The organism is Streptomyces sp. NPDC012935 (assembly GCF_042900345.1).
Classification (GTDB): Bacteria; Actinomycetota; Actinomycetes; order Streptomycetales; family Streptomycetaceae; genus Streptomyces.
Map to the genome: position 1 here is coordinate 114,494 of NZ_JBIBBC010000014.1, position 21,670 is coordinate 136,163.

Consider the following 21,670-nt stretch of genomic DNA (forward strand, 5'->3'; position numbering starts at 1 on the left):
CCCTTAGAGCTTCATCAGGCTGGCGTCGTCGACCGAGGCCGAGTGGCGGGAACGGAACAGCGACACGATGATCGCGAGCCCGACGACAACCTCCGCGGCGGCGACGACCATCGTGAAGAAGGCGATGATCTGGCCGTCGAGATTGCCGTGCATCCGTGAGAAGGCCACGAGCGTGAGGTTGCACGCGTTGAGCATGAGCTCGATGCACATGAAGACGACGATCGCGTTGCGCCTGATCAGTACGCCGGTGGCGCCGATCGTGAACAACAGGGCGGCGAGGTAGAGGTAGTTGACCGGGTTCACTTCGACGCCTCCTCGGGCCGCTTGAAGGTCGACGGCTCGATCGCGGTCCGCTCCAGCCGTTCCTCCGCGCGCTGTTCAAGCGCCCGCAGGTCGTTGAGCGCCTCGGTGGACACGTCACGGATCTGGCCGCGCTCGCGCAGCGTCTTGCTGACCGTGAGGTCGGACGGCGTGCCGTCGGGCAGGAGGCCCGCGATGTCGACCGCGTTGTGGCGGGCGTACACGCCGGGGGCCGGCAGCGGCGGGACGTGCTTGCCTTCGCGGACGCGCTCCTCGGACATCTCGCGCTGGGTCTTGGCACGCTCGGTGCGCTCGCGGTGCGTGAGCACCATGGCACCGATGGCGGCCGTGATCAGCAGGGCGCCGGTGATCTCGAAGGCGAAGACGTACTTGGTGAAGATCAGGGCGGCGAGGCCCTCCACATTGCCGTTCGCGTTCGCCTGGGCGAGACCGTTGAACTCCGTGATCGAGGCGTTGCCGATACCGCCGATCAGCAGGATGCCGAAGCCCAGGCCACACAGAAGGGCCAGCCAGCGCTGGCCCTTGATGGTCTCCTTCAGGGAGTCCGCAGCCGTGACGCCGACCAGCATCACCACGAACAGGAACAGCATCATGATCGCGCCGGTGTAGACGACGATCTGCACGATGCCCAGGAAGTAGGCGCCGTTGGCGAGGTAGAAGACCGCCAGGATGATCATGGTCCCGGCGAGACAGAGCGCGCTGTGCACGGCCTTCTTCATGAAGACGGTGCACAGGGCGCCGATCACGGCGACGGTGCCGAGGACCCAGAACTGGAAGGCCTCTCCGGTGGAGGTGGAGTAGGCGGCGAGTTGCTCGGTCATCGCCCGATCACCTTCTCGGACGCCGGTTCGTCCTCGCCGAAGGTCGAGTCCGCCTCCTGCGGGACCTCTCCCTTGGAGAGCGCGACCTGCTGGGTCGTGCCCGGCGCGGCCTCCGTCACCAGACCCCGGTAGTAGTCCTGCTCGTCCGTGCCCGGGTAGATGGCATGGGGGCTGTCGACCATGCCGTCCTCGAGTCCGGCGAGCAGCTGCTCCTTGGTGTAGATGAGGTTGGCGCGGCTGGAGTCCGCGAGCTCGAACTCGTTGGTCATCGTGAGCGCGCGCGTGGGGCACGCCTCGATGCACAGGCCGCACAGGATGCAGCGGGCGTAGTTGATCTGGTAGACGCGGCCGTACCGCTCGCCCGGCGAGTAGCGCTCCTCGTCGGTGTTGTCGGCGCCCTCCACATAGATGGCGTCGGCGGGGCAGGCCCAGGCGCACAGCTCGCAGCCGACGCACTTCTCCAGGCCGTCCGGATGGCGGTTGAGCTGGTGCCGTCCGTGGAAGCGGGGAGCGGTGGTCTTCTGCTCCTCCGGGTACTGCTCGGTCAGCCGCTTCTTGAACATGGCCTTGAAGGTCACGCCGAAGCCGGCCACGGGGTTCTGGAAACCGGGCTTGGTCTCCTTGGGCTCCTCAGCCATCGGACGCCTCCTTTCCATCCAGAGATCCATCACTCTGAGTATCGGGCCCACCACTGACAATCAGCTCCCGCTCGCGGCGCGGGCGGCGCCGCGGCACCGGCGGAACTTCCTGTCCGGGCAGTGGCGGTACGGGGAATCCGCCCGCCATCGCGTCGAAGTCGGCGGGTTCCTCGACGGTTCGCTCGGCCGTCTTCGCCCGGTCGCGGAACATGTCCGCGACGAAGGAGAGCAGGAGCAGCGCGAGGACGCCGCCGCCGACGTAGAGGGCGATGTCGGCGAAGTCGTAGTTCTCGTTCCGGAGGGTCCGCACCGTCGCGACGAGCATCAGCCAGACCACGGAGACCGGGATGAGGACCTTCCAGCCGAGCTTCATCAACTGGTCGTAGCGGACGCGGGGCAGCGTGCCGCGCAGCCAGATGAAGAAGAAGAGCAGCAACTGGACCTTGATCACGAACCAGAGGAGCGGCCACCAGCCGTGGTTCGCGCCCTCCCAGAAGGTGCTGACCGGATACGGGGCCCGCCAGCCGCCCAGGAAGAGCGTCACGGACACCGCCGAGACCGTCACCATGTTCACGTACTCGGCGAGCATGAACATCGCGAACTTGATCGACGAGTACTCGGTGTTGAACCCGCCGACCAGGTCGCCCTCGGACTCCGGCATGTCGAAGGGGGCGCGGTTGGTCTCGCCGACCATCGTCACGATGTAGATCAGGAACGAGACCGGCAGCAGCACGATGTACCAGCGGTCCTGCTGCGCCTCGACGATCGCCGAGGTCGACATCGACCCGGAGTAGAGGAACACCGAGGCGAAGGCCGCGCCCATCGCGATCTCGTACGAGATCATCTGCGCGCAGGAACGCAGGCCACCGAGCAGCGGGTAGGTGGAGCCGGAACTCCAACCCGCGAGGACGATGCCGTAGATGCCGACCGAGGCGACCGCGAGGATGTAGAGCATCGCGATCGGCAGGTCGGTGAGCTGCATCGTGGTGCGCTGGCCGAAGATCGAGATCTCGTTGCCGGCCGGGCCGAAGGGGATCACCGCGATCGCCATGAAGGCCGGGATGGCCGCGACGATCGGTGCGAGGACGTAGACGACCTTGTCCGCGCGTTTGACGATGACGTCTTCCTTGAGCATCAGCTTGATGCCGTCGGCGAGCGACTGGAGCATGCCCCAGGGGCCGTGCCGGTTGGGGCCGATGCGCAGCTGCATCCAGGCGACGACCTTGCGCTCCCAGACGATGGAGAACAGCACGGTCACCATCAGGAAGGCGAAGCAGAAGACCGCCTTGATGACGACCAGCCACCAGGGGTCGCGGCCGAACATCGAGAGGTCTTCAGCGGCGAGGAAAGGGCTCATGCCTCCACCTCCTCGGGGGCCTCGGACGCGAGCGTCGCCGGGCCGATGCGGACGAGTGAGCCGGGCAGCGCCCCGGTGTCGGAGGCGACGCCGGCCCCCACGGAGTTCAGCGGGAGCCACACCACCCGGTCGGGCATCTCCGTGATCTGCAGCGGCAGTTCGGTGACTCCGGCGGGCCCGGTCACGGCCAGGACGTCGCCGTCCTTCACGCCGGCCTCGGCGGCCGTGGCGGCCGACAGGCGCGCGTGGGCGGCGTGCCGGGTGCCGGCGAGTGCCTCGTCGCCCTGCTGGAGAAGGCCTTGGTCGAGCAGCAGCCGGTGCCCGGCGAGAACTGCCTCTCCGGCGGCCGGCCTGGGCAACTGGGCCGCGATCTCCAGGGGGTCGGTGCCCCGCGGTCCGTCCCAGGCGCCGAGCCGGTCGATCTCCGCGCGCGTGGTGCGCAGATCCGGCAGGCCCAGGTGTACGTCCATGGCGTCCGCCAGCATCTGCAGCACGCGCGCGTCGGTCGGGGCCAGGCGGCGGGTCATCTGGTCGGGCTTGAGCGCAGCCTCGAAGAAGCGCACCCGGCCCTCCCAGTTGAGGAAGGTGCCGGCCTTCTCGGCGACCGCCGCGACCGGCAGCACGACATCGGCGAGCTCGGTCACCTCGCCGGGCCGCAGCTCCAGCGACACCACGAAGCCGACCTCGCCGAGCGCCTCACGCGCGCGTGCCGGGTCGGGCAGGTCGGCGACCTCGACGCCCGCGACCAGCAGGGCCTGGAGTTCGCCGGTCGCGGCGGCCTCGACGATCTGGCCGGTGTCGCGGCCGTAGCGGTGTGGGAGTTCGGCGACTCCCCAGACGGCAGCGACCTCCTCACGCGCGCGTGGGTCGGTCGCGGGACGTCCGCCCGGCAGCAGCGACGGCAGCGCGCCCACCTCCACGGCAGCGCGCTCCCCCGCCCGCCGCGGGATCCACACCAGCTGGGCACCGGTCGCGGACGCGGCCCGTACGGCGGCGGTGAGCCCGCCCGCCACACCGGCCAGCCGCTCGCCGACGACGATCACCGCGCCCTCGGTGCGCAGCGCCTCGGAGGCCTTCGCCCCGGCCTCGTCCAGGCCGACCCCGCCGGCGAGCGCGTCCAGCCACTCCGTCTCGGTGCCGGGGGCGGCGGGCAGCAGGGTGCCGCCGGCCTTCTCCAGTCCGCGCGTGGCGTGCGTGGCGAGCGAGAAGACCTTCTGGCCGTGCTTGCGCCAGGCCTTGCGCAGCCGCAGGAAGATGCCGGGCGCCTCCTCCTCGGCCTCGAACCCGGCCAGCAGGACGGCCGGCGCCTTCTCCACGGCGGTGTACGTGACGCCCGTACCGTCGAGGTCGCGGCCGTGACCCGCGACCCGCGCCGCGAGGAAGTCGGCCTCCTCGCTGCTGTGCCTGCGCGCGCGGAAGTCGATGTCGTTGGTGTCGAGCGCCACGCGCGCGAACTTGCTGTACGCGTAGGCGTCCTCGACGGTGAGACGGCCGCCGGTCAGCACGCCGGTCCGGCCGCGGGAGGCGAGCAGTCCCTGGGCCGCGATCTGCAGCGCCTCCGGCCAGGAAGCCGGCTCGAGGTCACCCTCGGCGTTGCGCACCAGAGGCGTCTGGAGCCGGTCGCGCTGCTGCGCGTACCGGAACCCGAACCGCCCCTTGTCGCAGATCCACTCCTCGTTGACCTCGGGGTCGTTGGCGGCCAGCCGCCGCATGACCTTGCCGCGCCGGTGGTCGGTGCGCGTGGCGCAGCCGCCGGAGCAGTGCTCGCAGACACTCGGCGAGGACACCAGGTCGAAGGGGCGGGAGCGGAATCGGTACGCCGCCGAGGTCAGCGCCCCGACCGGGCAGATCTGGATGGTGTTGCCGGAGAAGTAGGACTCGAAGGGGTCGCCCTCACCGGTGCCGACCTGCTGGAGCGCGCCGCGCTCGATCAGCTCGATCATCGGGTCGCCCGCGACCTGGTTGGAGAACCGGGTGCAGCGGGCGCACAGCACGCACCGCTCGCGGTCGAGCAGCACCTGCGTGGAGATCGGGACGGGCTTCTCGTACGTCCGCTTCCGGCCCTCGAAGCGGGACTCGGCGTGCCCGTGCGACATGGCCTGGTTCTGCAGCGGGCACTCGCCGCCCTTGTCGCAGACCGGGCAGTCCAGCGGGTGGTTGATGAGCAGGAGCTCCATCACACCCTTCTGGGCCTTCTCCGCGGCCTGCGAGGTCAGGTGGGTCTTCACGACCATGCCGTCCGTGCACGTGATCGTGCAGGAAGCCATCGGCTTGCGCTGGCCCTCGACCTCGACGATGCACTGCCGGCAGGCGCCGGCCGGGTCGAGCAGGGGGTGGTCGCAGAAGCGCGGAATCTCGATGCCGAGTTGCTCGGCGGCCCGGATGACCAGGGTGCCCTTCGGCACGCTGATCTCGGCGCCGTCGATCGTCAGCGACACGAGATCTTCCGGCGGGACCGCCGCCTCTCCCCCTCCGGAGGGAGCGCTGGTGGTCACAGTCATGCGTTCACCTCCGTGCGGTGGTCGGCCCAGGCCGTCGACTTGGCCGGGTCGAACGGGCAGCCGCGGCCCGTGATGTGCTGCTCGTACTCCTCACGGAAGTACTTCAGCGAGGAGAAGATCGGCGAGGCGGCACCGTCGCCGAGGGCGCAGAAGGACTTGCCGTTGATGTTGTCGGCGATGTCGTTCAGCTTGTCGAGGTCGGACATGACGCCCTTGCCGGCCTCGATGTCACGCAGCAACTGCACGAGCCAGTAGGTGCCTTCGCGGCAGGGCGTGCACTTGCCGCAGGACTCGTGGGCGTAGAACTCGGTCCAGCGGGTGACGGCGCGCACGACACAGGTCGTCTCGTCGAAGCACTGGAGAGCTTTCGTACCGAGCATGGAACCCGCGGCGCCCACTCCTTCGTAGTCAAGAGGGACGTCGAGGTGCTCGTCGGTGAACATCGGCGTCGAGGAGCCGCCCGGTGTCCAGAACTTCAGGCGGTGCCCGGGCCGCATCCCACCGCTCATCTCCAGCAGCTGGCGGAGCGTGATCCCGAGCGGGGCCTCGTACTGGCCGGGGTTGGAGACATGGCCGCTGAGCGAGTAGAGCGTGAAGCCCGGGGACTTCTCGCTGCCCATCGACCGGAACCAGTCCTTGCCCCGGTTCACGATCGCGGGAACCGACGCGATCGACTCGACGTTGTTCACAACAGTCGGGCAGGCGTAGAGACCTGCCACCGCTGGGAAGGGGGGACGGAGCCGCGGCTGACCACGGCGGCCTTCGAGCGAGTCGAGCAGTGCGGTCTCCTCACCGCAGATGTACGCGCCCGCGCCCGCGTGCACGGTGAGTTCGAGATCGAGGCCACTACCGAGGATGTTCTCGCCGAGGTAGCCGGCCGCATAGGCCTCGCTCACGGCCGAGTGCAACCGCCGCAGCACAGGGACGACTTCACCGCGCAGATAGATGAAGGCATGCGACGACCTGATGGCATAACACGCGATGATCATGCCCTCGATGAGGCTATGCGGGTTCGCGAAGAGGAGCGGAATGTCCTTGCAGGTTCCGGGCTCCGATTCGTCGGCATTGACAACTAGATAGTGCGGTTTTCCATCACCCTGGGGAATGAACTGCCATTTCATTCCCGTCGGGAATCCCGCGCCGCCGCGCCCGCGCAGACCGGAGTCCTTGACGTACGCGATCAGGTCGTCCGGCGACATGGCGAGCGCCTTGCGAAGGCCCTCGTATCCCTCGTGCCTTCGGTAGACGTCCAGCGTCCAGGACCTGTCCTCGTCCCAGAAGGCCGACAGCACGGGTGCGAGCAGCTTCTCGGGACTGTTTTCCTTCAGCTCGGGTGCCAACGTCATCACTCCCCCTCCTCGGCGACAGGCCCTGCCGGGTGGGCTGGGTCGGACGCGGACGAATCCTGCGGCGCGTCGTGAGAGCTGAGGTGTTCAGCCGGCGACGGTTCGTGCACTGGCCTGTCCTGCGGCTCCTGATGCGGGCCGCCGTCCCGTGGATGGACCACCCGCGCGGGTGCGGCCTCTCCCCTGGCCAGGCGGAGGCCCACCAGCGACGCCGGTCCGGCACTGCCGCTCTCCTCGACGGCCCCGGGCCGCTCGTCGGGGAAGCCGGCCAGGATCCGCGCGGTCTCCTTGAAGGTGCACAACCGGGCCCCGCGCGTCGGCTCCACAGGCCTGCCCTCGCGCAGATCGTCGACGAGACGCTTGGCGCTGGCGGGGTTCTGGTTGTCGAAGAACTCCCAGTTGACCATCACGACCGGCGCGAAGTCGCAGGCCGCGTTGCACTCGATGTGCTCCAGGGTGACCTTGCCGTCGTCGGTGGTCTCGCCGTTGCCGACGCCCAAGTGCTCCTGGAGCTCCTCGAAGATCGCGTCACCGCCCATCACCGCACACAGGGTGTTGGTGCAGACGCCCACCTGGTAGTCGCCGGAGGGCTTGCGGCGGTACATCGTGTAGAAGGTGGCGACCGCGGTGACCTCGGCCGTGGTCAGGCCGAGCACGTCGGCACAGAACTGCATCCCGGTGCGCGTTACGTGGCCCTCCTCCGACTGCACGAGGTGCAGCAACGGCAGAAGGGCGGACCGTGAGTCCGGGTAGCGGGCGATGATCTCGCGCGCGTCGGCCTCCAGCCGGGCTCGAACGTCGTCCGGGTAGCCGGGCGCGGGCAGTGCGGGCATGCCCAGGCTTACGCCCCGCTCCGAAGAAGAGGTGGTCACCGGTCGACGCCTCCCATCACGGGGTCGATGGACGCGACGGCGACGATGACGTCGGCGACCTGGCCGCCCTCGCACATCGCCGCCATGGCCTGCAGGTTGGTGAAGGACGGGTCACGGAAGTGGACCCGGAAGGGGCGGGTGCCGCCATCGGAGACGGCATGCACCCCGAGCTCGCCCTTGGGCGACTCGACGGCCGCGTACGCCTGTCCCGGCGGGACGCGGAAGCCCTCGGTGACCAGCTTGAAGTGGTGGATCAGGGCCTCCATGGAGGTGCCCATGATCTTCTTGATGTGGTCGAGGGAGTTGCCGAGCCCGTCCGGTCCCAGGGCGAGCTGGGCGGGCCAGGCGATCTTCTTGTCGGCGACCATGACCGGGCCGGGCTGGAGCCGGTCCAGGCACTGCTCGACGATCCCGAGCGACTGGCGCATCTCTTCGAGACGGATCAGGAACCGACCGTAGGAGTCGCAGGTGTCGGCGGTCGGGATCTCGAAGTCGTAGGTCTCGTAGTCGCAGTAGGGCTGCGACTTGCGCAGGTCGTGCGGCAGGCCGGTGGAGCGCAGGATCGGGCCGGTGGCACCGAGGGCCATGCAGCCGGCCAGGTCGAGATAGCCGATGTCCTGCATGCGGGCCTTGAAGATGGGGTTCCCGGTGGCGAGCTTGTCGTACTCCGGGAGGTTCTTCTTCATCTTCTTCACGAACTCGCGGATGTGGTCCACCGCGCCGGGCGGCAGGTCCTGGGCGAGTCCGCCGGGGCGGATGTACGCGTGGTTCATCCGCAGGCCCGTGATGAGCTCGTAGATGTCGAGAATCATTTCACGATCACGGAATCCGTAGATCATGATCGTGGTGGCGCCGAGTTCCATGCCGCCGGTGGCGATGCACACCAGGTGGGAGGAGAGCCGGTTCAGCTCCATCAGGAGCACCCGAATGATCTTGGCGCGCTCGGTGATCTGGTCCTCGATACCGAGGAGCTTCTCGACGGCGAGACAGTAGGCGGTCTCGTTGAAGAAGGACGTCAGGTAGTCCATGCGCGTCACGAACGTGGTGCCCTGCGTCCAGGTCCGGTACTCGAGGTTCTTCTCGATGCCGGTGTGGAGATAGCCGATGCCGCAGCGGGCCTCGGTGACCGTCTCGCCGTCGATCTCCAGGATCAGGCGGAGCACCCCATGGGTGGAGGGGTGCTGCGGTCCCATGTTGAGGACGATGCGCTCGTCGTCGGCGCGGGCCGCGGCCTGGACGACCTCGTCCCAGTCGCCACCGGTGACCGTGTATACGGTGCCCTCGGTGGTTTCACGGGCGGATGCTGACTGCGTGCTCACGAGTACGACCTCCGCTGGTCCGGAGCCGGGATCTGGGCGCCCTTGTACTCGACGGGGATGCCGCCGAGGGGGTAGTCCTTGCGCTGCGGGTGGCCCTGCCAGTCGTCCGGCATCATGATCCGCGTCAGGGCGGGGTGACCGTCGAAGACGATTCCGAAGAAGTCGTACGTCTCGCGCTCGTGCCAGTCGTTCGTCGGATACACGGAGACGAGCGACGGGATGTGCGGGTCGCTGTCGGGGGCGCTGACTTCGAGGCGGATCAGCCGGTTGTGGGTGATCGAGCGCAGGTGGTACACGGCGTGCAGCTCACGGCCCGCGTCACCGAGGTAGTGGACCCCGCTGACGCCCGTGCACAGTTCGAAGCGCAGGGCCGGGTCGTCGCGCAAGGTGCGGGCGACGCGGACCAGGTGCTCGCGTTCGATGTGGAAGGTGAGTTCGCCGCGGTCGACGATCGTCTTCTCGATGGCGTTGTCGGGGAGGAGTCCCTGCTCCTCCAGCGCTCCCTCGAGTTCGTCGGCGACCTCGTCGAACCAGCCTCCGTAGGGGCGGCTCGCCGGTCCCGGGAGCCGGACCGAGCGCACGAGGCCACCGTAGCCGGAGGTGTCGCCGCCGCTGTTGGCGCCGAACATGCCGCGCTGGACGCGGATCTCCTCGCCGCCCTGGCCGCGCTGGCCGGGGAGGTTGGAGGCGGAGAGGTCCTTTTCGGGGTTGACCCCGTTCGACCCGTTCGCGCCGTTGGTGCCGTTCGCGTCACTCACCGCAGCAGCCCCTTCATCTCGATCGTCGGCAGGGCCTTGAGCGCCGCCTCCTCCGCCTCGCGGGCCGCCTCCTCGGCGTTCACGCCGAGCTTGGAGGTCTGGATCTTCTGGTGGAGCTTGAGGATGGCGTCCATCAGCATCTCGGGCCGCGGCGGGCAGCCGGGGAGATAGATGTCGACCGGGACGATGTGGTCGACGCCCTGCACGATCGCGTAGTTGTTGAACATGCCGCCCGAGGAGGCACAGACCCCCATGGAGATCACCCACTTGGGGTTCGGCATCTGGTCATAGACCTGCCTGAGCACCGGCGCCATCTTCTGGCTGACCCGGCCGGCGACGATCATCAGGTCGGCCTGGCGCGGCGAGCCACGGAAGACCTCCATACCGAAGCGCGCCAGGTCGTAGCGGCCGGCGCCGGTGGTCATCATCTCGATGGCACAGCAGGCGAGGCCGAAGGTGGCCGGGAAGACGGACGACTTACGCACCCAGCCCGCGGCCTGCTCGACGGTGGTCAGCAGGAATCCGCTCGGCAGCTTTTCTTCGAGTCCCATGTCTTTAAAGGCCCCTCAGTCCCATTCCAGGCCGCCGCGCCGCCATACGTACGCGTACGCGACGAAGACGGTGAGCACGAAGAGCAGCATCTCCACGAGCCCGAAAATCCCCAGGGAGTCGAAGGTGACGGCCCAGGGGTAGAGGAAGACGATCTCGATATCGAAGATGATGAAGAGCATCGCCGTCAGGTAGTACTTGATCGGGAAGCGCCCGCCGCCGGCCGGCGTGGGGGTCGGCTCGATGCCGCACTCGTAGGCTTCGAGCTTGGCCCGGTTGTACCGCTTCGGACCGATCAGCGTGGCCATGACCACGGAGAAGATCGCAAAGCCTGCCCCGAGGGCTCCCAGTACGAGGATGGGCGCATACGCGTTCACCGCTCCTCGCTCCTCTCAGTCGGCACTGACTGCTGGCGGTTGCACTGGGCTCACATCCGCCTCACCGGTCCCACGAGCCACGCTCGTCCCGGCGAAGATCGAGAACATGTGAAGCAGGTCACAAGCCCAACTGCCTCGCATCTTATGCCTGCCGCTCTGTGATCTGCGACACGGGGTATTGCACAAGCTTTGTGATCTCCACCACCTGACGAAGGATCATGAAGCCGGATGAGCGGTGATCTTCACACGAGAAGCGTCCGAGTGATCACCAGAGGTGACATTTTCGCTCGTCGCCGCAGCTCGGAGGGGTCGTCTCAATATCAAGAGACTTCTCTTGCATGCAAATTGGTGATGGACGGCATGCCTTGATAGAGGAGCGCGTTCACACGTCAGAGGGAGTCGCGGAGGGAGGTGTGGACGCGTGCACGCGTTCACGAGCGTCAGCGGGCGCGATCCGGGCACAGGACGCGCACGAGGCCGTGACCGTTGCGTGACCTCCACCACATCATGAGAGAGCCCTGAGAACCGGGCTTGGCCACCGGTCTCAACAAGTGGTAAGCGGTGGGCAATTCGGACTTAATGATGAAAGACCGTGATCACGGGGCGAGTGATACGCGTCCGCAATGTCCGTTACGGCGTCAATAAAGGGCGTCGCGCAGGGAATTTGGGGCCGCCATTGAGTAACTGTGGCGCAGCACACGTTTCTTGTAGGTATGGAGGAGCCCCTGATACCGGTTGTTCTCATGTCCCACACCGCTCACATACGCAGCCACCGGAAGCCCCGCCGCAGCGCGACGACGACCATCGCGATGCGCGCCGGAGTTACCGGTGGCGTCCTCAGCATGGCAGCGGCAGGCGCTGCGGCTACGGCGAACGCCGCCGAGCCGGTGACGCAGACCATCGAACTGCCCGCCCTCACGGGCGACCTGGCGAACCAGCTCGCCCAGTCCGCGGACGCCACCCAGCTGGCGGCGGCGAACTACGAGCTCGACGCCGAGCGTGACGCGGCCGCCGCTGCGGCGGCCAAGGAAGCCAAGAAGGACCTCGCGGAGGCCAAGAAGAAGGCCGAGGCGAAGAAGAAGGCCGAGGAGGCCCGCCGGGCCGCCGCCGAGGCCGCCGCCTCGCGCAGCGCCGAGCGGACCACCCTGTCCGCTTCCACGAGCACGGACGTGTCCGTTCCCGCCGGTGGCAGCGTCGGGACGGTCATCTCCTTCCTCAAGGCCCAGCTGGGAGACGCGTACGTCATGGGCGCCTCCGGCCCCAGCGCGTGGGACTGCTCCAGCCTGGTCCAGGCCGCGTTCAAGCAGGTCGGCGTCGACCTGCCGCGGGTGTCGCAGGACCAGTCGATGGTCGGCACCGACGTGTCGCTGTCCAACCTTCAGGTCGGGGACATCCTGTACTGGGGCGGCAAGGGGTCCGCGTACCACGTGGGCGTCTACATCGGAGACGGCCAGTACCTGGACGCGGCCAACCCGTCCAAGGGCGTCGTCATCCAGGACCTGTCCGGGTACCCGGCGTCGGGTGCGGTGCGCGTCCTCTGAGTCGCTACTGAGGCGCCTCCGAGTCGCATCCGGCTCGCGGAGGTCAACGTAAGGGCCGCAGCCGCTCGGGGGCAGCGGCCCTTACGCCTCATCCGAGGTCGAAGGTGTTGGGCAGGCCCAGCTTGTAGCGCACTTCGTCGACCCGCTTCAGCGGCTCCAGCTCCGGAGGCCGGTACAGCTCCCAGGTCCGGCAGCGTTCGGCGTCCGAATCGTCCGCTTTCAGCAGGGCGTTGACGGCCAGGCGGGCCGATTCGTTGGCGCCCTCCATCGACGCCAGGTCCACGTCGGTACGGACGTAGTCGCCCGCGAGGAAGAAGTTCGGGACCTTCGTGCGGGCCGTGGGGCGGTTGTAGAGGGTTCCCGTGGGGTGGATGAGGAGCTGTTCGCGGTTCTGCGGGTTCGGGCCGCCCAGGCCCGTCACCGCCGGGTCCATGAACCAGCCGAGGCGGTCCTCGTCCCGGAGCGTGGTCTTACCGGCGTCGTTGAGGCCGTCCTTGAGCTGAGCCCAGAGCTCGGCGACAACCTCCTCCTTGGTGCACTCCTTGGCCGTCTTGCCGTACAGGATGCCCGGCTTGTCCCACTCCGAGATGATCGCGGAGAGGCAGTCGTGGGCGCGCCCGTCGCCGTAGTCGCGGGAGAAGTCCCGGCCGGCCCAGAACTGCGCCTGGCCGACGCCGGTGACCGCCCACGGTGAGTCGAGACAGTTGATGTGGCCGTGCACGACGGGGGTGGGCGTGCGCAGGTAGAACATCACGCCGGTCATCCAGTCCGTCTGCAGCGCGTCGCACCGGGCGAGCTGGGGGTCGGCCGCGCGCAGGGCCGGGCCCCACGTCCCGCGGGCGTGCTCGACGGGCAGGGCGGAGATGTAGTGGTCGGCGGTGACGGTGCGTTCGTCGCCGCCCTCGCGGGCCGAGACGCGGACGCCGGTCACCCGGCCGCCGTCGTAGTGGACCTCGCGCACCTGGGTGCCGAGGGCGAAGTCGACGCCCAGGGAGCGCAGGTGGGCCTCCCACGGGTCGATCCAGGCCTCGCTGGTGGGTGCGTTGAGGACGCGGTCGATGTCGGCGTCGCCGTCCATGCCGCGGCCGAGCAGGCCCCACAGGAGCAGGGCCTCGATGATGACGCGGCCGACGGTTCGGGTGGACGCCACTTCCGCGCGCGTGGCGACGAGGTTGCGGGTCTGGCCGATGCCGAGAAGCGTCCGGTACTCCTCGCTCATCTCCTCGGCGCGGATGAAGTCCCACCACGCGACCTTTTCCCAGACCTCCTCACGGCGGGCGTCGCAGCTGGTGAGGTGGACCAGGAGGCGGTCGGCGAAGTAGGCCACCTCGTGGGCGGGGAGGCGGGTGCCGAGGTCCAGGACCGACAGGAGCTGGTCGCGGATCCAGCTGAGGGTGAGGTCGCCGGGGCGGGGCGGGGTGGTGACGCCGCGGAGCGGGAAGTGCAGATCGGGGCGGCCGTCGGCGCGGGCGAACAGGGCTTCGGTGCCGCTGACGAGGTTGTCGTGGACGCCGTGCGCGTTGCCGGGGACGGGGATGCGGCGCATGGTGTCCGGCAGGTTCCGGTAGAAACCGGGAAAGAAGCGGAAGCCGTGCTCGGCGGGGAGGTCCGCGCGGCCGCCGGTCGCCGTACCGGGGACGGGCATCGAGCGGGCCTTGCCGCCGAGGGCGTCGTAGTACTCGTAGACGGTGACGGCGTAGCCGCGTTCGGCGAGTTCGTGGGCGGCGCTCAGGCCGGAGACTCCGCCGCCCAGGACGGCGACGCGCCTGCCGGAAGCAGCCTTCGCGGTTCCCGCGGGCCATAAGGCGAGGGCGCCGGCCACTCCGCCGGCACCGGCCAGAAAGCGTCTGCGGGTGTGGCCGGATCGCGTGTGACCTGTCTGCTCCTGGGGCTCCTGCGTGTGTTCTGTTGTCATGAAGCTTGGAGGGTAGGGAGGGTCCGCGGAGGTCGGAAGCCTGATTCCCGGCCGACCACAGCATTCTCACAACCCGCAACAGCAGAAGGACAGAAGGGGATAAATGCGATGCCCAGCGTTTTTGTGCAAGGCAGGCCCGTCGACTCGTATCCGCCGCTCGCGCCCGAGGCCCGGCGTGGGGCGGTGCGCAGGATCACCGAGATGGGTGACGAGGTGTTGCACAAGCCGTGCCGGGACGTGACCGAGTTCGGGCCCGATCTCGCCGCGCTCATCGACGACATGTTCCTGACGATGTACATCGCCGACGGAGCGGGGCTCGCCGCGAACCAAGTCGGTGTCGATCTGCGGCTGTTCGTGTACGACTGCCCGGACGACGACGGGGTCCGGCACGTCGGGCACATCGTCAACCCGGTGCTGGAACCGCTCGACGCGGCGCACAGGAGGCTCCTCGACGACAGTGAGGGGTGCCTGTCCGTGCCCGGCGCGGTGATGGACGTACCGCGTCCGGACCGGGCCGTGGTGCGTGGCCTGGACAGGGACGGCGAGCCGGTCGTGATCGAGGGCACGGGGTACTTCGCGCGTTGCCTCGCGCACGAGACCGATCACTGCAACGGGCAGGTCTATGTGGACCGGCTCTCCGAGCGGGAGCGGAAGGAGGCACTGCGGCAGGTGGCGGACCGGCGGGACGAGGTGTTCGCGCGCCGGGCCGCCAACATCGAGGCCCTCAGCAGGGCCTAGCCGCCCTCAGGCCTTCGGTGCCACCTTGCTGAGGCCGTTGATGATGCGGTCCATGGCGTCGCCGCCGGTCGGGTCCGTGAGGTTCGCGAGCAGCTTCAGCGTGAACTTCATCAGCATGGGGTGTGTCAGGCCGCGCTGGGCCGCGATCTTCATGACCTTCGGGTTGCCGATGAGCTTCACGAAGGCTCGGCCCAGCGTGTAGTAGCCGCCATAGGTGTCCTTCAGGACACGCGGGTAGCGCTGGAGGGCCATTTCACGCCCCGCGGGAGTCGAGCGGGCGTGGGCCTGGACGATGACGTCGGCGGCGATCTGGCCGGACTCCATGGCGTAGGCGATGCCCTCGCCGTTGAACGGGTTCACCAGGCCGCCGGCGTCGCCGACCAGGAGCAGGCCCTTGGTGTAGTGCGGTTGGCGGTTGAAGGCCATCGGGAGGGCGGCGCCGCGGATGGGGCCGGTCATGTTGTCCGGGGTGTAGCCCCAGTCCTCCGGCATGGAGGCGCACCAGGCCTTCAGGACCTCGCGCCAGTCCAGTTCCTTGAAGGAGTCCGAGGTGTTGAGCACGCCCAGGCCGACGTTCGACGTGCCGTCGCCCATGCCGAAGATCCAGCCGTAGCCGGGCAGGAGACGGTCCTCGCCGGGGCCGCGGCGGTCCCACAGTTCCAGCCAGGACTCCAGGTAGTCGTCCTCGTGGCGGGGGCTTTCGAAGTACGTCCGTACGGCCACGCCCATCGGGCGGTCCTCGCGGCGGTGCAGGCCCATCGCCAGCGACAGGCGCGTGGAGTTGCCGTCGGCGGCGACGACCAGCGGCGCGTGGAAGGTGACCTCGCGCTTCTCCTCGCCGAGTTTGGCGTGGACGCCGGTGATCCGGCCGGTGCGGTCGTCGATGATCGGGGCACCGACGTTGCAGCGCTCGTAGAGGCGGGCGCCTGCCTTCTGGGCCTGGCGGGCGAGTTGCTCGTCGAAGTCGTCGCGCTTGCGGACGAGGCCGTAGTCGGGGAAGGAGGCGAGATCGGGCCAGTCCAGCTGGAGGCGCACGCCGCCGCCGATGATCCGCAGGCCCTTGTTGCGCAGCCAGCCCGCTTCCTCGGAGATGTCGATGCCCATGGCCACGAGCTGTTTGGTCGCGCGCGGGGTCAGGCCGTCACCGCAGACCTTCTCCCTGGGGAACTCGGTCTTCTCCAGCAGCAGGACATCGAGACCGGACCTGGCCAGGTGGTACGCCGTCGCAGAGCCGGCCGGCCCCGCGCCCACGACGATCACATCGGCGGTGTTCTCGGAGAGGGGCGAGGAGTGGGGCTCGGGCACGACGGTCACGGCGGGATCTCCCCAAGTTCGAAATCTGTGTGCCGACCGGCACTGGACATGGGCAGTCTATTCAGCAGCATTGATCACCCGGCTGAAGGGCTGCCTCCGTGAACCGAGCTCTCCCTGTCGTACAGCTCCGTGTCCCCACCGACGAGGACGCCGTCGCCTGGCACCGGATCTTCGCCCACCCGGATGTCATGGAGTTCCACGGCGGAAGGGCCGCGGAGCTGTCCGTCTACGAGGAGCTCACCGCCCGCCAGCGCCGGCACGACGCCGAGCGCGGGTACTGCCTGTGGACCGTCCTCGACTCGAACGGGCAGGTCATCGGCTTCACGGGCGCCCAGCCGTGGGAGAAGGAGTGGGGCCCCAAGGGCGAGATCGAGATCGGCTGGCGGCTCGGCCGGGAGCACTGGGGCAAGGGGTACGTCAGCGCGGCCGCGCAGCTGACGCTGGACCGGGTGCGGGCGGCCGGGGTGCCGGGCGTGGTGGCGATGGTCGACGCCCGCAACGAGCGGTCGATCGCGGTGACGCGGCGGCTGGGGATGCGGCTGGCCGAGGTGTTCGCCACGCCGGACGCACGGCACAAGGGGCACTGCTACCGGCTCGATCTGTGACACCGGAACTGCATGGATGGACTCCGGTTTCATAACCGTGAGTAACGGACTGTTACAGAAAGGTACTTGACGCTTCCGGACGGTACCCCCGGCGGTTACCCTTCCAGTACCGCTGGGGGTGACATCTGTGCGCATAACACCCAAAACGCCCGAGGTGCGAGTACCGAAACTCGTCGGACTGATGGCCATGGACGCGCGCGAGGAAGCCAAGTCGCACGGCCTTCTCCTCAACGCACCGGACCGGCCGGACTTCCACCTGGTCGTCGTCGACTACGTCGTACGCCAGTACCCCCAGCCCGGTGCCGAGGTGCCGCGGGAGTCGATGGTCTACGTCTGGTTCGACTTCGGCGAGGGGGAGGGCGGCGGAGGCGTACGCGAGCCACGCATCCCACGGCCGCCCGGTGGCGGACTCCAGCGCGAGCTCGACGAGCCCGGGGATCCGTACCCCGTCGTCAGCTCTGCTTGAAGCCCCGGTGCAGGGTCACGATCCCGCCCGTCAGATTCCGCCAGGCGACCTTCGACCAGCCGGCCTTGCGCAGCCGCTCGGCGAGGGCGGGCTGGTCGGGCCAGGCGCGGATGGACTCGGCGAGATAGACGTAGGCGTCGGGGTTCGAGGACACCGCGCGCGCCACCGGGGGCAGGGCGCGCATCAGGTACTCGGTGTAGACGGTGCGCAGGGGCGCCCAGGTCGGGTGTGAGAACTCGCAGATCACCACCCGGCCGCCGGGCCGCGTCACCCGGTACATCTCGCGCAGGGCGGTGTCGAAGTCCTGGACGTTGCGCAGCCCGAAGGAGATCGTCACGGCGTCGAAGGTGTCGTCCTTGAACGGCAGCTTCGTCGCGTCGCCCGCCGTGAACGGCAGCCAGGTGTGCTTGCGCTTGCCGACCTGCAGCATCCCGAGGGAGAAGTCGCAGGGGACGACGTACGCGCCGGTCTGCGCGAACGGCAGCGAGGAGGTGGCCGTACCGGCGGCCAGGTCCAGGATCTTCTGCGCCGGGCGGGCGTCGACGGCCCTGGCGACCTCCTTGCGCCATCTGCGGTCCTGGCCGAGCGACAGCACGTCGTTGGTCAGGTCGTACCGTTCCGCCACGTTGTCGAACATCGAAGCGACTTCGTGCGGCTGCTTGTCCAGGGATGCGCGGGTCACGGGCCCATTGTGGCAGTACGGCCGCACGCACTCCGTGGCAGTACTGCCTCAGGGAGCAGCTTCGGCTTCTTCTTCCCGGCCACGTCCTCCACCCAGCCGCACAGCAGCACGAACACCGCGATCAGGATCCAGCCGATGCCGAACATGAACCACTGGCTCTCCAGCGGCAGGTACTTCTCGAACGCGGGCACGTTCCAGAACTGGTCGATCAGCGGGACGGCGAGGATCAGGGCGATCTCGTGCCAGAGGTAGATCGTCACGGCGCGGGCGTTGAAGACCGTGACGAGGCGGTCGAGGGGGCGGACGCGGGTCAGCCAGGCGAAGTCGATGCGGAAGTACTCCTTCGCGTACATCAGCAGCGTCACATAGCCCGCCGACCACAACGCCTGGGCGAGGGGGATGTCGTCGAGGTCGTACGAGCCCGTCTCGGCCTGGTGCGTGAAGGCGTACCAGCCGCCGTACGCGATCGCCGCGAGCGACAGGACGGCGACCGCGAAGGGCTTGAGGCGGCGCAGGACGCCGTCGCGGTGGGCGAAGCCGAGGAGCCAGCAGAAGAGGAACGTGGCCAGGTCGGTGAGCGCGCTGCCGAAGCGGTTGTCCGGGGGCTCCCACAGGAAGTGGACGACGAGGATCGGCGCCAGGGACAGGAGCAGGACGACCACCGGGGCCAGGCGGAAGACGCGCAGCAGGAGCGGCGAGAGCAGGACGAGCCAGAGGTACGTGCGCAGGTACCAGAGGATCTCCCAGGCCTGCTCGGCCCACGCGTTGCCCGGCGGGTCGCCGAGCGGGACGATCCAGTAGACGATCTGCCAGCCCGGCATCCAGTTGTGGATCAGCATCGCCACGACCACGAAGACGCCCCAGAACCAGAAGGGCGGCAGGAGCCGCCGCATCCGGCTGCGGACCACCTTGAGCGCCGGGCGCTCCAAGGACTTCGCCATCAAGGTGCCGGCCAGGGCGAACATGACTCCCATCGAGGGGAAGACCATGCCCGCCCAGGCCCAGCCGAAGGTGTGGTAGGTGACGACGCGGATGAGGGCGACGGCTCGGAGGGTGTCGAAGTAACGGTCCCTGGCGGGGCGCTCAGGCCGTGGATTGAGGCTGGGATCCCCGGAGTCCGTTGCCGGGGCGACCGGCGCGGCGAGTGCGCCTCTCCTGTGCGCCCCCACCTCAGCTCACCCCCGCCGGCGTTCCGACCTCGCCGGTGCGCTTCAGTTTCTGCCAGCGCAGGCGGCCACCCGTCATGGCGGTGATGCAGGAGTGGATGAGGACCAGGTACATCATCTGCCGGTAGGCGAGTTGCTGGAGGGGCATCATCAGCAGGTAGCGGTACTGCTCGCGGTCCAGGCGGAAGGCGTACGCGGCGCAGACCAGCTGCACGGCGAGCACCGCCAGCCAGGCCAGCAGGGCCGCCTTGAAGTCGACGAAGATCATCGAGTAGACGGTGAAGACGTCGATGAGCGGCGCGAAGACCGGCGTGACGATCTGGAAGATGACGACGAGAGGCATGCCGACCCGGCCGAAGCGGCCCGAAGGCCCCTTGTCCGTCAGGGACCTGCGGTGCTTCCACAGCGCCTGCATGGTGCCGTAGGACCAGCGGTAGCGCTGCGACCACAGCTGCTTCAGGGAGCCCGGCGCCTCCGTCCACGCCCGCGCGTGCTCCTGGTAGACGACCCGCCAGCCCGCGCGGTGCATGGCGATGGTGATGTCCGTGTCCTCGGCGAGGGTGTCCTCGCTCATGCCGCCGACCTCGAGGACCGCCTCCCGCCGGAACGCGCCGATCGCGCCGGGGATGGTGGGCATGCAGCGCAGCAGGTCGTACATACGGCGGTCCAGGTTGAAGCCCATCACGTACTCGATGTGCTGCCAGGCGCCGATGACGGTGTTGCGGTTGCCGACCTTGGCGTTGCCGGCGACCGCGCCGACCTCGGGGTCGGCGAAGGGCTGCACCAGCTGCCGTACGGTGTCCGGCTCGAAGACCGTGTCGCCGTCCATCATCACGACGATGTCGTAACTGGCGCTGCGCACACCGTTGTTCAGCGCTGCCGGCTTGCCCGCGTTCTCCTGGCGGATGACGCGGACGTTGGTCATGCCGAGTTCGAGGGCCGCGTTCCGGGCGATCTCCGAGGTGCCGTCCGTCGAGCCGTCGTCGACCACGATGATCTCGATCGGGTGGGTGCTCTTCGCCAGCGACTCGAGGGTGTTGGCGATGCACTCCTTCTCGTTGTACGCCGGGACGATCACGCTCACCGGCTGATGGACAGCGGGCCCCCAGCTGAACCGGCGTTTGTTGCGCTGCCGGTAGTGGCGGCGGGCGAGGATCAGCATCATGCCGAACCGGCCCATGACGGCGACGCCGACGACGAGGAGGCCGACCGACAGCACAGGCACCGTCCATTCGGCGACGGCCACGGCCCCGATCAGGGCCCTGCCCTCGTACAGCGTCGCGCCGGTGGCCTCACGGTGGGCGGCCTGGAGGCGCGAAGCCCCCGCACCGGCCTGCTCGTTCGGCCCCTGCTGCGCCGCCTGACCAGCGGGCTGCTGCCCGCCGGTCTGAGCGCCACCCGCCTGCTCACCGCTCGTCTCGGCGCCACCGGCCTGCCGGCCGGAGTCCGCGGAGCCGGACCCCGCCGCACCGGCCGCCTGCTGACCGCCCGCCGACTCCTCCTCCTGGATCGCGCCGCTGATCGTCGTGAAGGTGTAGCCCTTCGCCGTCATCTTCTCGATGTACGTCGGCAGCGCCTTGATCGTCTGTGACCGCTCGCCGCCCGCGTCGTGGAAGAGGACGGACGCGCCCTCGCCGTCGTCCGGCGTCGCCCACTTGATGATCTTCGAGACGCCGGGCCGCTTCCAGTCGTCGCTGTCGGTGTCGACGAAGACGCTGGTGTAACCCTGCTCGCCGAGCTTCTTGTAGACGGGCCAGCTGTAGTTGTCGATGGCGTCCGTCTCCGAGGAGTACGGCGCCCGGAACAGTGTCGTCGTGATGCCGGCCGCGCCCGCGAGGGCCAGTTGGGTCTGCTGCATCTCGCGGTTGACGCGGGCGTCGCTCTGGTAGGAGAGGTCGACGTGGGTGAAGGTGTGGATGCCCACCTCGTTGCCCTGCTCGACCATGTCCGCGACGATCCCCGGGTAACGCGAGACCATCGAGCCGACCAGGAAGAACGTGGCGGGGACGTCGTACTTCTTCAGGATCGCCAGGATCTGGGGCGTCCAGGTGGGGTTCGGACCGTCGTCGAAGGTGAGCGCGATCGTCTTGTCCGGGACGGAGACGGTGGTGGCCTGACCGCCCCGGAAGGTGAGGATCGGCCCGCCGTCGAGGACCTTGTCGGGGACCTTGCTGGAGCTGGCCCCGGTACGCACGCGCTGGTCGCCGCCGACCTCGGCGCGCAGATAGCCGTCCAGCAGCATGACGCTGGTCAGCGCGAGCAGGAGCAGTCCGGCGAGGATGACGCGCGGTTTCTGCAGCGCCGCGGCCCTGCCCGCCGCCCGCTGGATCCGTGTGGGGGCGCGGCGGCGGCCGCGTGAGGGAGTCGTCGTGGTCATGGGTGCG

General features: G+C 68.7%; 20 protein-coding genes. 4 read left to right on the plus strand and 16 right to left on the minus strand.

The genetic code is table 11. The features are described from left to right. Positions 1–3: 3 nt before the first annotated feature. Genes nuoK through ACFY5C_RS29395 form a run of 11 tightly spaced genes read right to left on the minus strand, consistent with a single transcriptional unit; the run spans position 4 to position 10,859 of the window. Positions 4–303 carry an NADH-quinone oxidoreductase subunit NuoK gene (gene nuoK / locus ACFY5C_RS29345; RefSeq protein WP_003998919.1) on the minus strand — a complete coding sequence of 100 codons (300 nt, stop codon included), beginning with the start codon at positions 301–303 and terminating at the stop codon, positions 4–6. Next, positions 300–1,142, minus strand: coding sequence for an NADH-quinone oxidoreductase subunit J (locus ACFY5C_RS29350; protein ID WP_369272783.1), 843 nt, complete (start codon positions 1,140–1,142; stop codon positions 300–302). The genes nuoK and ACFY5C_RS29350 overlap by 4 nt, the downstream gene beginning before the upstream one ends. Beyond that, positions 1,139–1,780, minus strand: coding sequence for an NADH-quinone oxidoreductase subunit NuoI (gene nuoI / locus ACFY5C_RS29355; RefSeq protein ID WP_389449425.1), 642 nt, complete (start codon positions 1,778–1,780; stop codon positions 1,139–1,141). The genes ACFY5C_RS29350 and nuoI overlap by 4 nt, the downstream gene beginning before the upstream one ends. Beyond that, positions 1,773–3,137 carry an NADH-quinone oxidoreductase subunit NuoH gene (gene nuoH, locus ACFY5C_RS29360; protein ID WP_389449427.1) on the minus strand — a complete coding sequence of 455 codons (1,365 nt, stop codon included), beginning with the start codon at positions 3,135–3,137 and terminating at the stop codon, positions 1,773–1,775. The genes nuoI and nuoH overlap by 8 nt, the downstream gene beginning before the upstream one ends. Next, positions 3,134–5,638, minus strand: a complete 2,505-nt coding sequence (locus tag ACFY5C_RS29365) for an NADH-quinone oxidoreductase subunit G (RefSeq protein ID WP_389449430.1) — start codon at positions 5,636–5,638, stop codon at positions 3,134–3,136. Before ACFY5C_RS29365 ends, nuoH begins: the two co-directional genes overlap by 4 nt. Further along, on the minus strand, positions 5,635–6,984 hold the full coding sequence (nuoF, locus tag ACFY5C_RS29370; RefSeq protein WP_389449433.1) for an NADH-quinone oxidoreductase subunit NuoF: 1,350 nt from the start codon (positions 6,982–6,984) through the stop codon (positions 5,635–5,637). The genes ACFY5C_RS29365 and nuoF overlap by 4 nt, the downstream gene beginning before the upstream one ends. Further along, entirely contained in the window at positions 6,984–7,856 is an 873-nt protein-coding gene (nuoE, locus tag ACFY5C_RS29375; RefSeq protein ID WP_389449436.1) for an NADH-quinone oxidoreductase subunit NuoE, read from the minus strand. Before nuoE ends, nuoF begins: the two co-directional genes overlap by 1 nt. Next, a complete protein-coding gene (locus ACFY5C_RS29380) occupies positions 7,853–9,175 on the minus strand; it encodes an NADH-quinone oxidoreductase subunit D (RefSeq protein WP_328879997.1) in 1,323 nt (440 codons plus the stop codon). Before ACFY5C_RS29380 ends, nuoE begins: the two co-directional genes overlap by 4 nt. Next, positions 9,172–9,933, minus strand: a complete 762-nt coding sequence (locus tag ACFY5C_RS29385; RefSeq protein ID WP_389449439.1) for an NADH-quinone oxidoreductase subunit C — start codon at positions 9,931–9,933, stop codon at positions 9,172–9,174. Before ACFY5C_RS29385 ends, ACFY5C_RS29380 begins: the two co-directional genes overlap by 4 nt. After that, positions 9,930–10,484, minus strand: a complete 555-nt coding sequence (locus ACFY5C_RS29390) for an NADH-quinone oxidoreductase subunit B family protein (RefSeq protein ID WP_010041554.1) — start codon at positions 10,482–10,484, stop codon at positions 9,930–9,932. The genes ACFY5C_RS29385 and ACFY5C_RS29390 overlap by 4 nt, the downstream gene beginning before the upstream one ends. A gap of 15 nt (positions 10,485–10,499) precedes the next feature. Next, positions 10,500–10,859 (minus strand): NADH-quinone oxidoreductase subunit A, encoded by a 360-nt coding sequence (locus ACFY5C_RS29395; RefSeq protein WP_030950624.1) that lies wholly within the window; start codon positions 10,857–10,859, stop codon positions 10,500–10,502. Positions 10,860–11,572: 713 nt separating this feature from the next. On the opposite strand from ACFY5C_RS29395, the gene ACFY5C_RS29400 reads away from it, so the two are divergent. Beyond that, positions 11,573–12,400: a C40 family peptidase gene (locus ACFY5C_RS29400; protein ID WP_389449442.1), complete on the plus strand. Its 828-nt coding sequence runs from the start codon at positions 11,573–11,575 to the stop codon at positions 12,398–12,400. An 88-nt stretch (positions 12,401–12,488) separates the two neighbouring features. Here the strand turns inward: ACFY5C_RS29400 and ACFY5C_RS29405 are convergent, their stop codons facing one another. Continuing rightward, complete coding sequence (locus ACFY5C_RS29405; protein WP_389449445.1) at positions 12,489–14,315, minus strand: FAD-dependent oxidoreductase; 1,827 nt, start codon at positions 14,313–14,315, stop codon at positions 12,489–12,491. A 108-nt stretch (positions 14,316–14,423) separates the two neighbouring features. Between ACFY5C_RS29405 and def the strand changes: the two genes are divergently transcribed. Next, positions 14,424–15,053 (plus strand): peptide deformylase, encoded by a 630-nt coding sequence (gene def, locus ACFY5C_RS29410; protein WP_389449448.1) that lies wholly within the window; start codon positions 14,424–14,426, stop codon positions 15,051–15,053. A 6-nt stretch (positions 15,054–15,059) separates the two neighbouring features. Here def and ACFY5C_RS29415 read toward each other — a convergent pair whose 3' ends face one another. Beyond that, positions 15,060–16,367, minus strand: coding sequence for a geranylgeranyl reductase family protein (locus tag ACFY5C_RS29415; protein ID WP_389449451.1), 1,308 nt, complete (start codon positions 16,365–16,367; stop codon positions 15,060–15,062). A gap of 98 nt (positions 16,368–16,465) precedes the next feature. Here ACFY5C_RS29415 and ACFY5C_RS29420 point away from each other — a divergent pair, with 98 nt between their 5' ends. Further along, the gene (locus tag ACFY5C_RS29420; RefSeq protein ID WP_389449454.1) at positions 16,466–16,972 is read left to right on the plus strand and encodes a GNAT family N-acetyltransferase; all 507 of its coding nucleotides are present in this window, start codon (positions 16,466–16,468) and stop codon (positions 16,970–16,972) included. A gap of 154 nt (positions 16,973–17,126) precedes the next feature. Beyond that, the gene (locus ACFY5C_RS29425; RefSeq protein ID WP_365063776.1) at positions 17,127–17,438 is read left to right on the plus strand and encodes a PASTA domain-containing protein; all 312 of its coding nucleotides are present in this window, start codon (positions 17,127–17,129) and stop codon (positions 17,436–17,438) included. On the opposite strand, the gene ACFY5C_RS29430 is transcribed toward ACFY5C_RS29425, so the two are convergent. The 3 genes from ACFY5C_RS29430 to ACFY5C_RS29440 are packed head-to-tail and all read right to left on the minus strand — an operon-like array spanning position 17,425 to position 21,663. After that, positions 17,425–18,120: a demethylmenaquinone methyltransferase gene (locus tag ACFY5C_RS29430; RefSeq protein WP_328424800.1), complete on the minus strand. Its 696-nt coding sequence runs from the start codon at positions 18,118–18,120 to the stop codon at positions 17,425–17,427. The two genes, ACFY5C_RS29425 and ACFY5C_RS29430, sit on opposite strands and share 14 nt — an antisense overlap. After that, positions 18,117–19,289: an acyltransferase gene (locus ACFY5C_RS29435; RefSeq protein ID WP_389449456.1), complete on the minus strand. Its 1,173-nt coding sequence runs from the start codon at positions 19,287–19,289 to the stop codon at positions 18,117–18,119. The genes ACFY5C_RS29430 and ACFY5C_RS29435 overlap by 4 nt, the downstream gene beginning before the upstream one ends. Position 19,290: 1 nt before the next feature. Next, the gene (locus tag ACFY5C_RS29440; RefSeq protein ID WP_389449459.1) at positions 19,291–21,663 is read right to left on the minus strand and encodes a bifunctional polysaccharide deacetylase/glycosyltransferase family 2 protein; all 2,373 of its coding nucleotides are present in this window, start codon (positions 21,661–21,663) and stop codon (positions 19,291–19,293) included. Positions 21,664–21,670 lie beyond the last annotated feature (7 nt).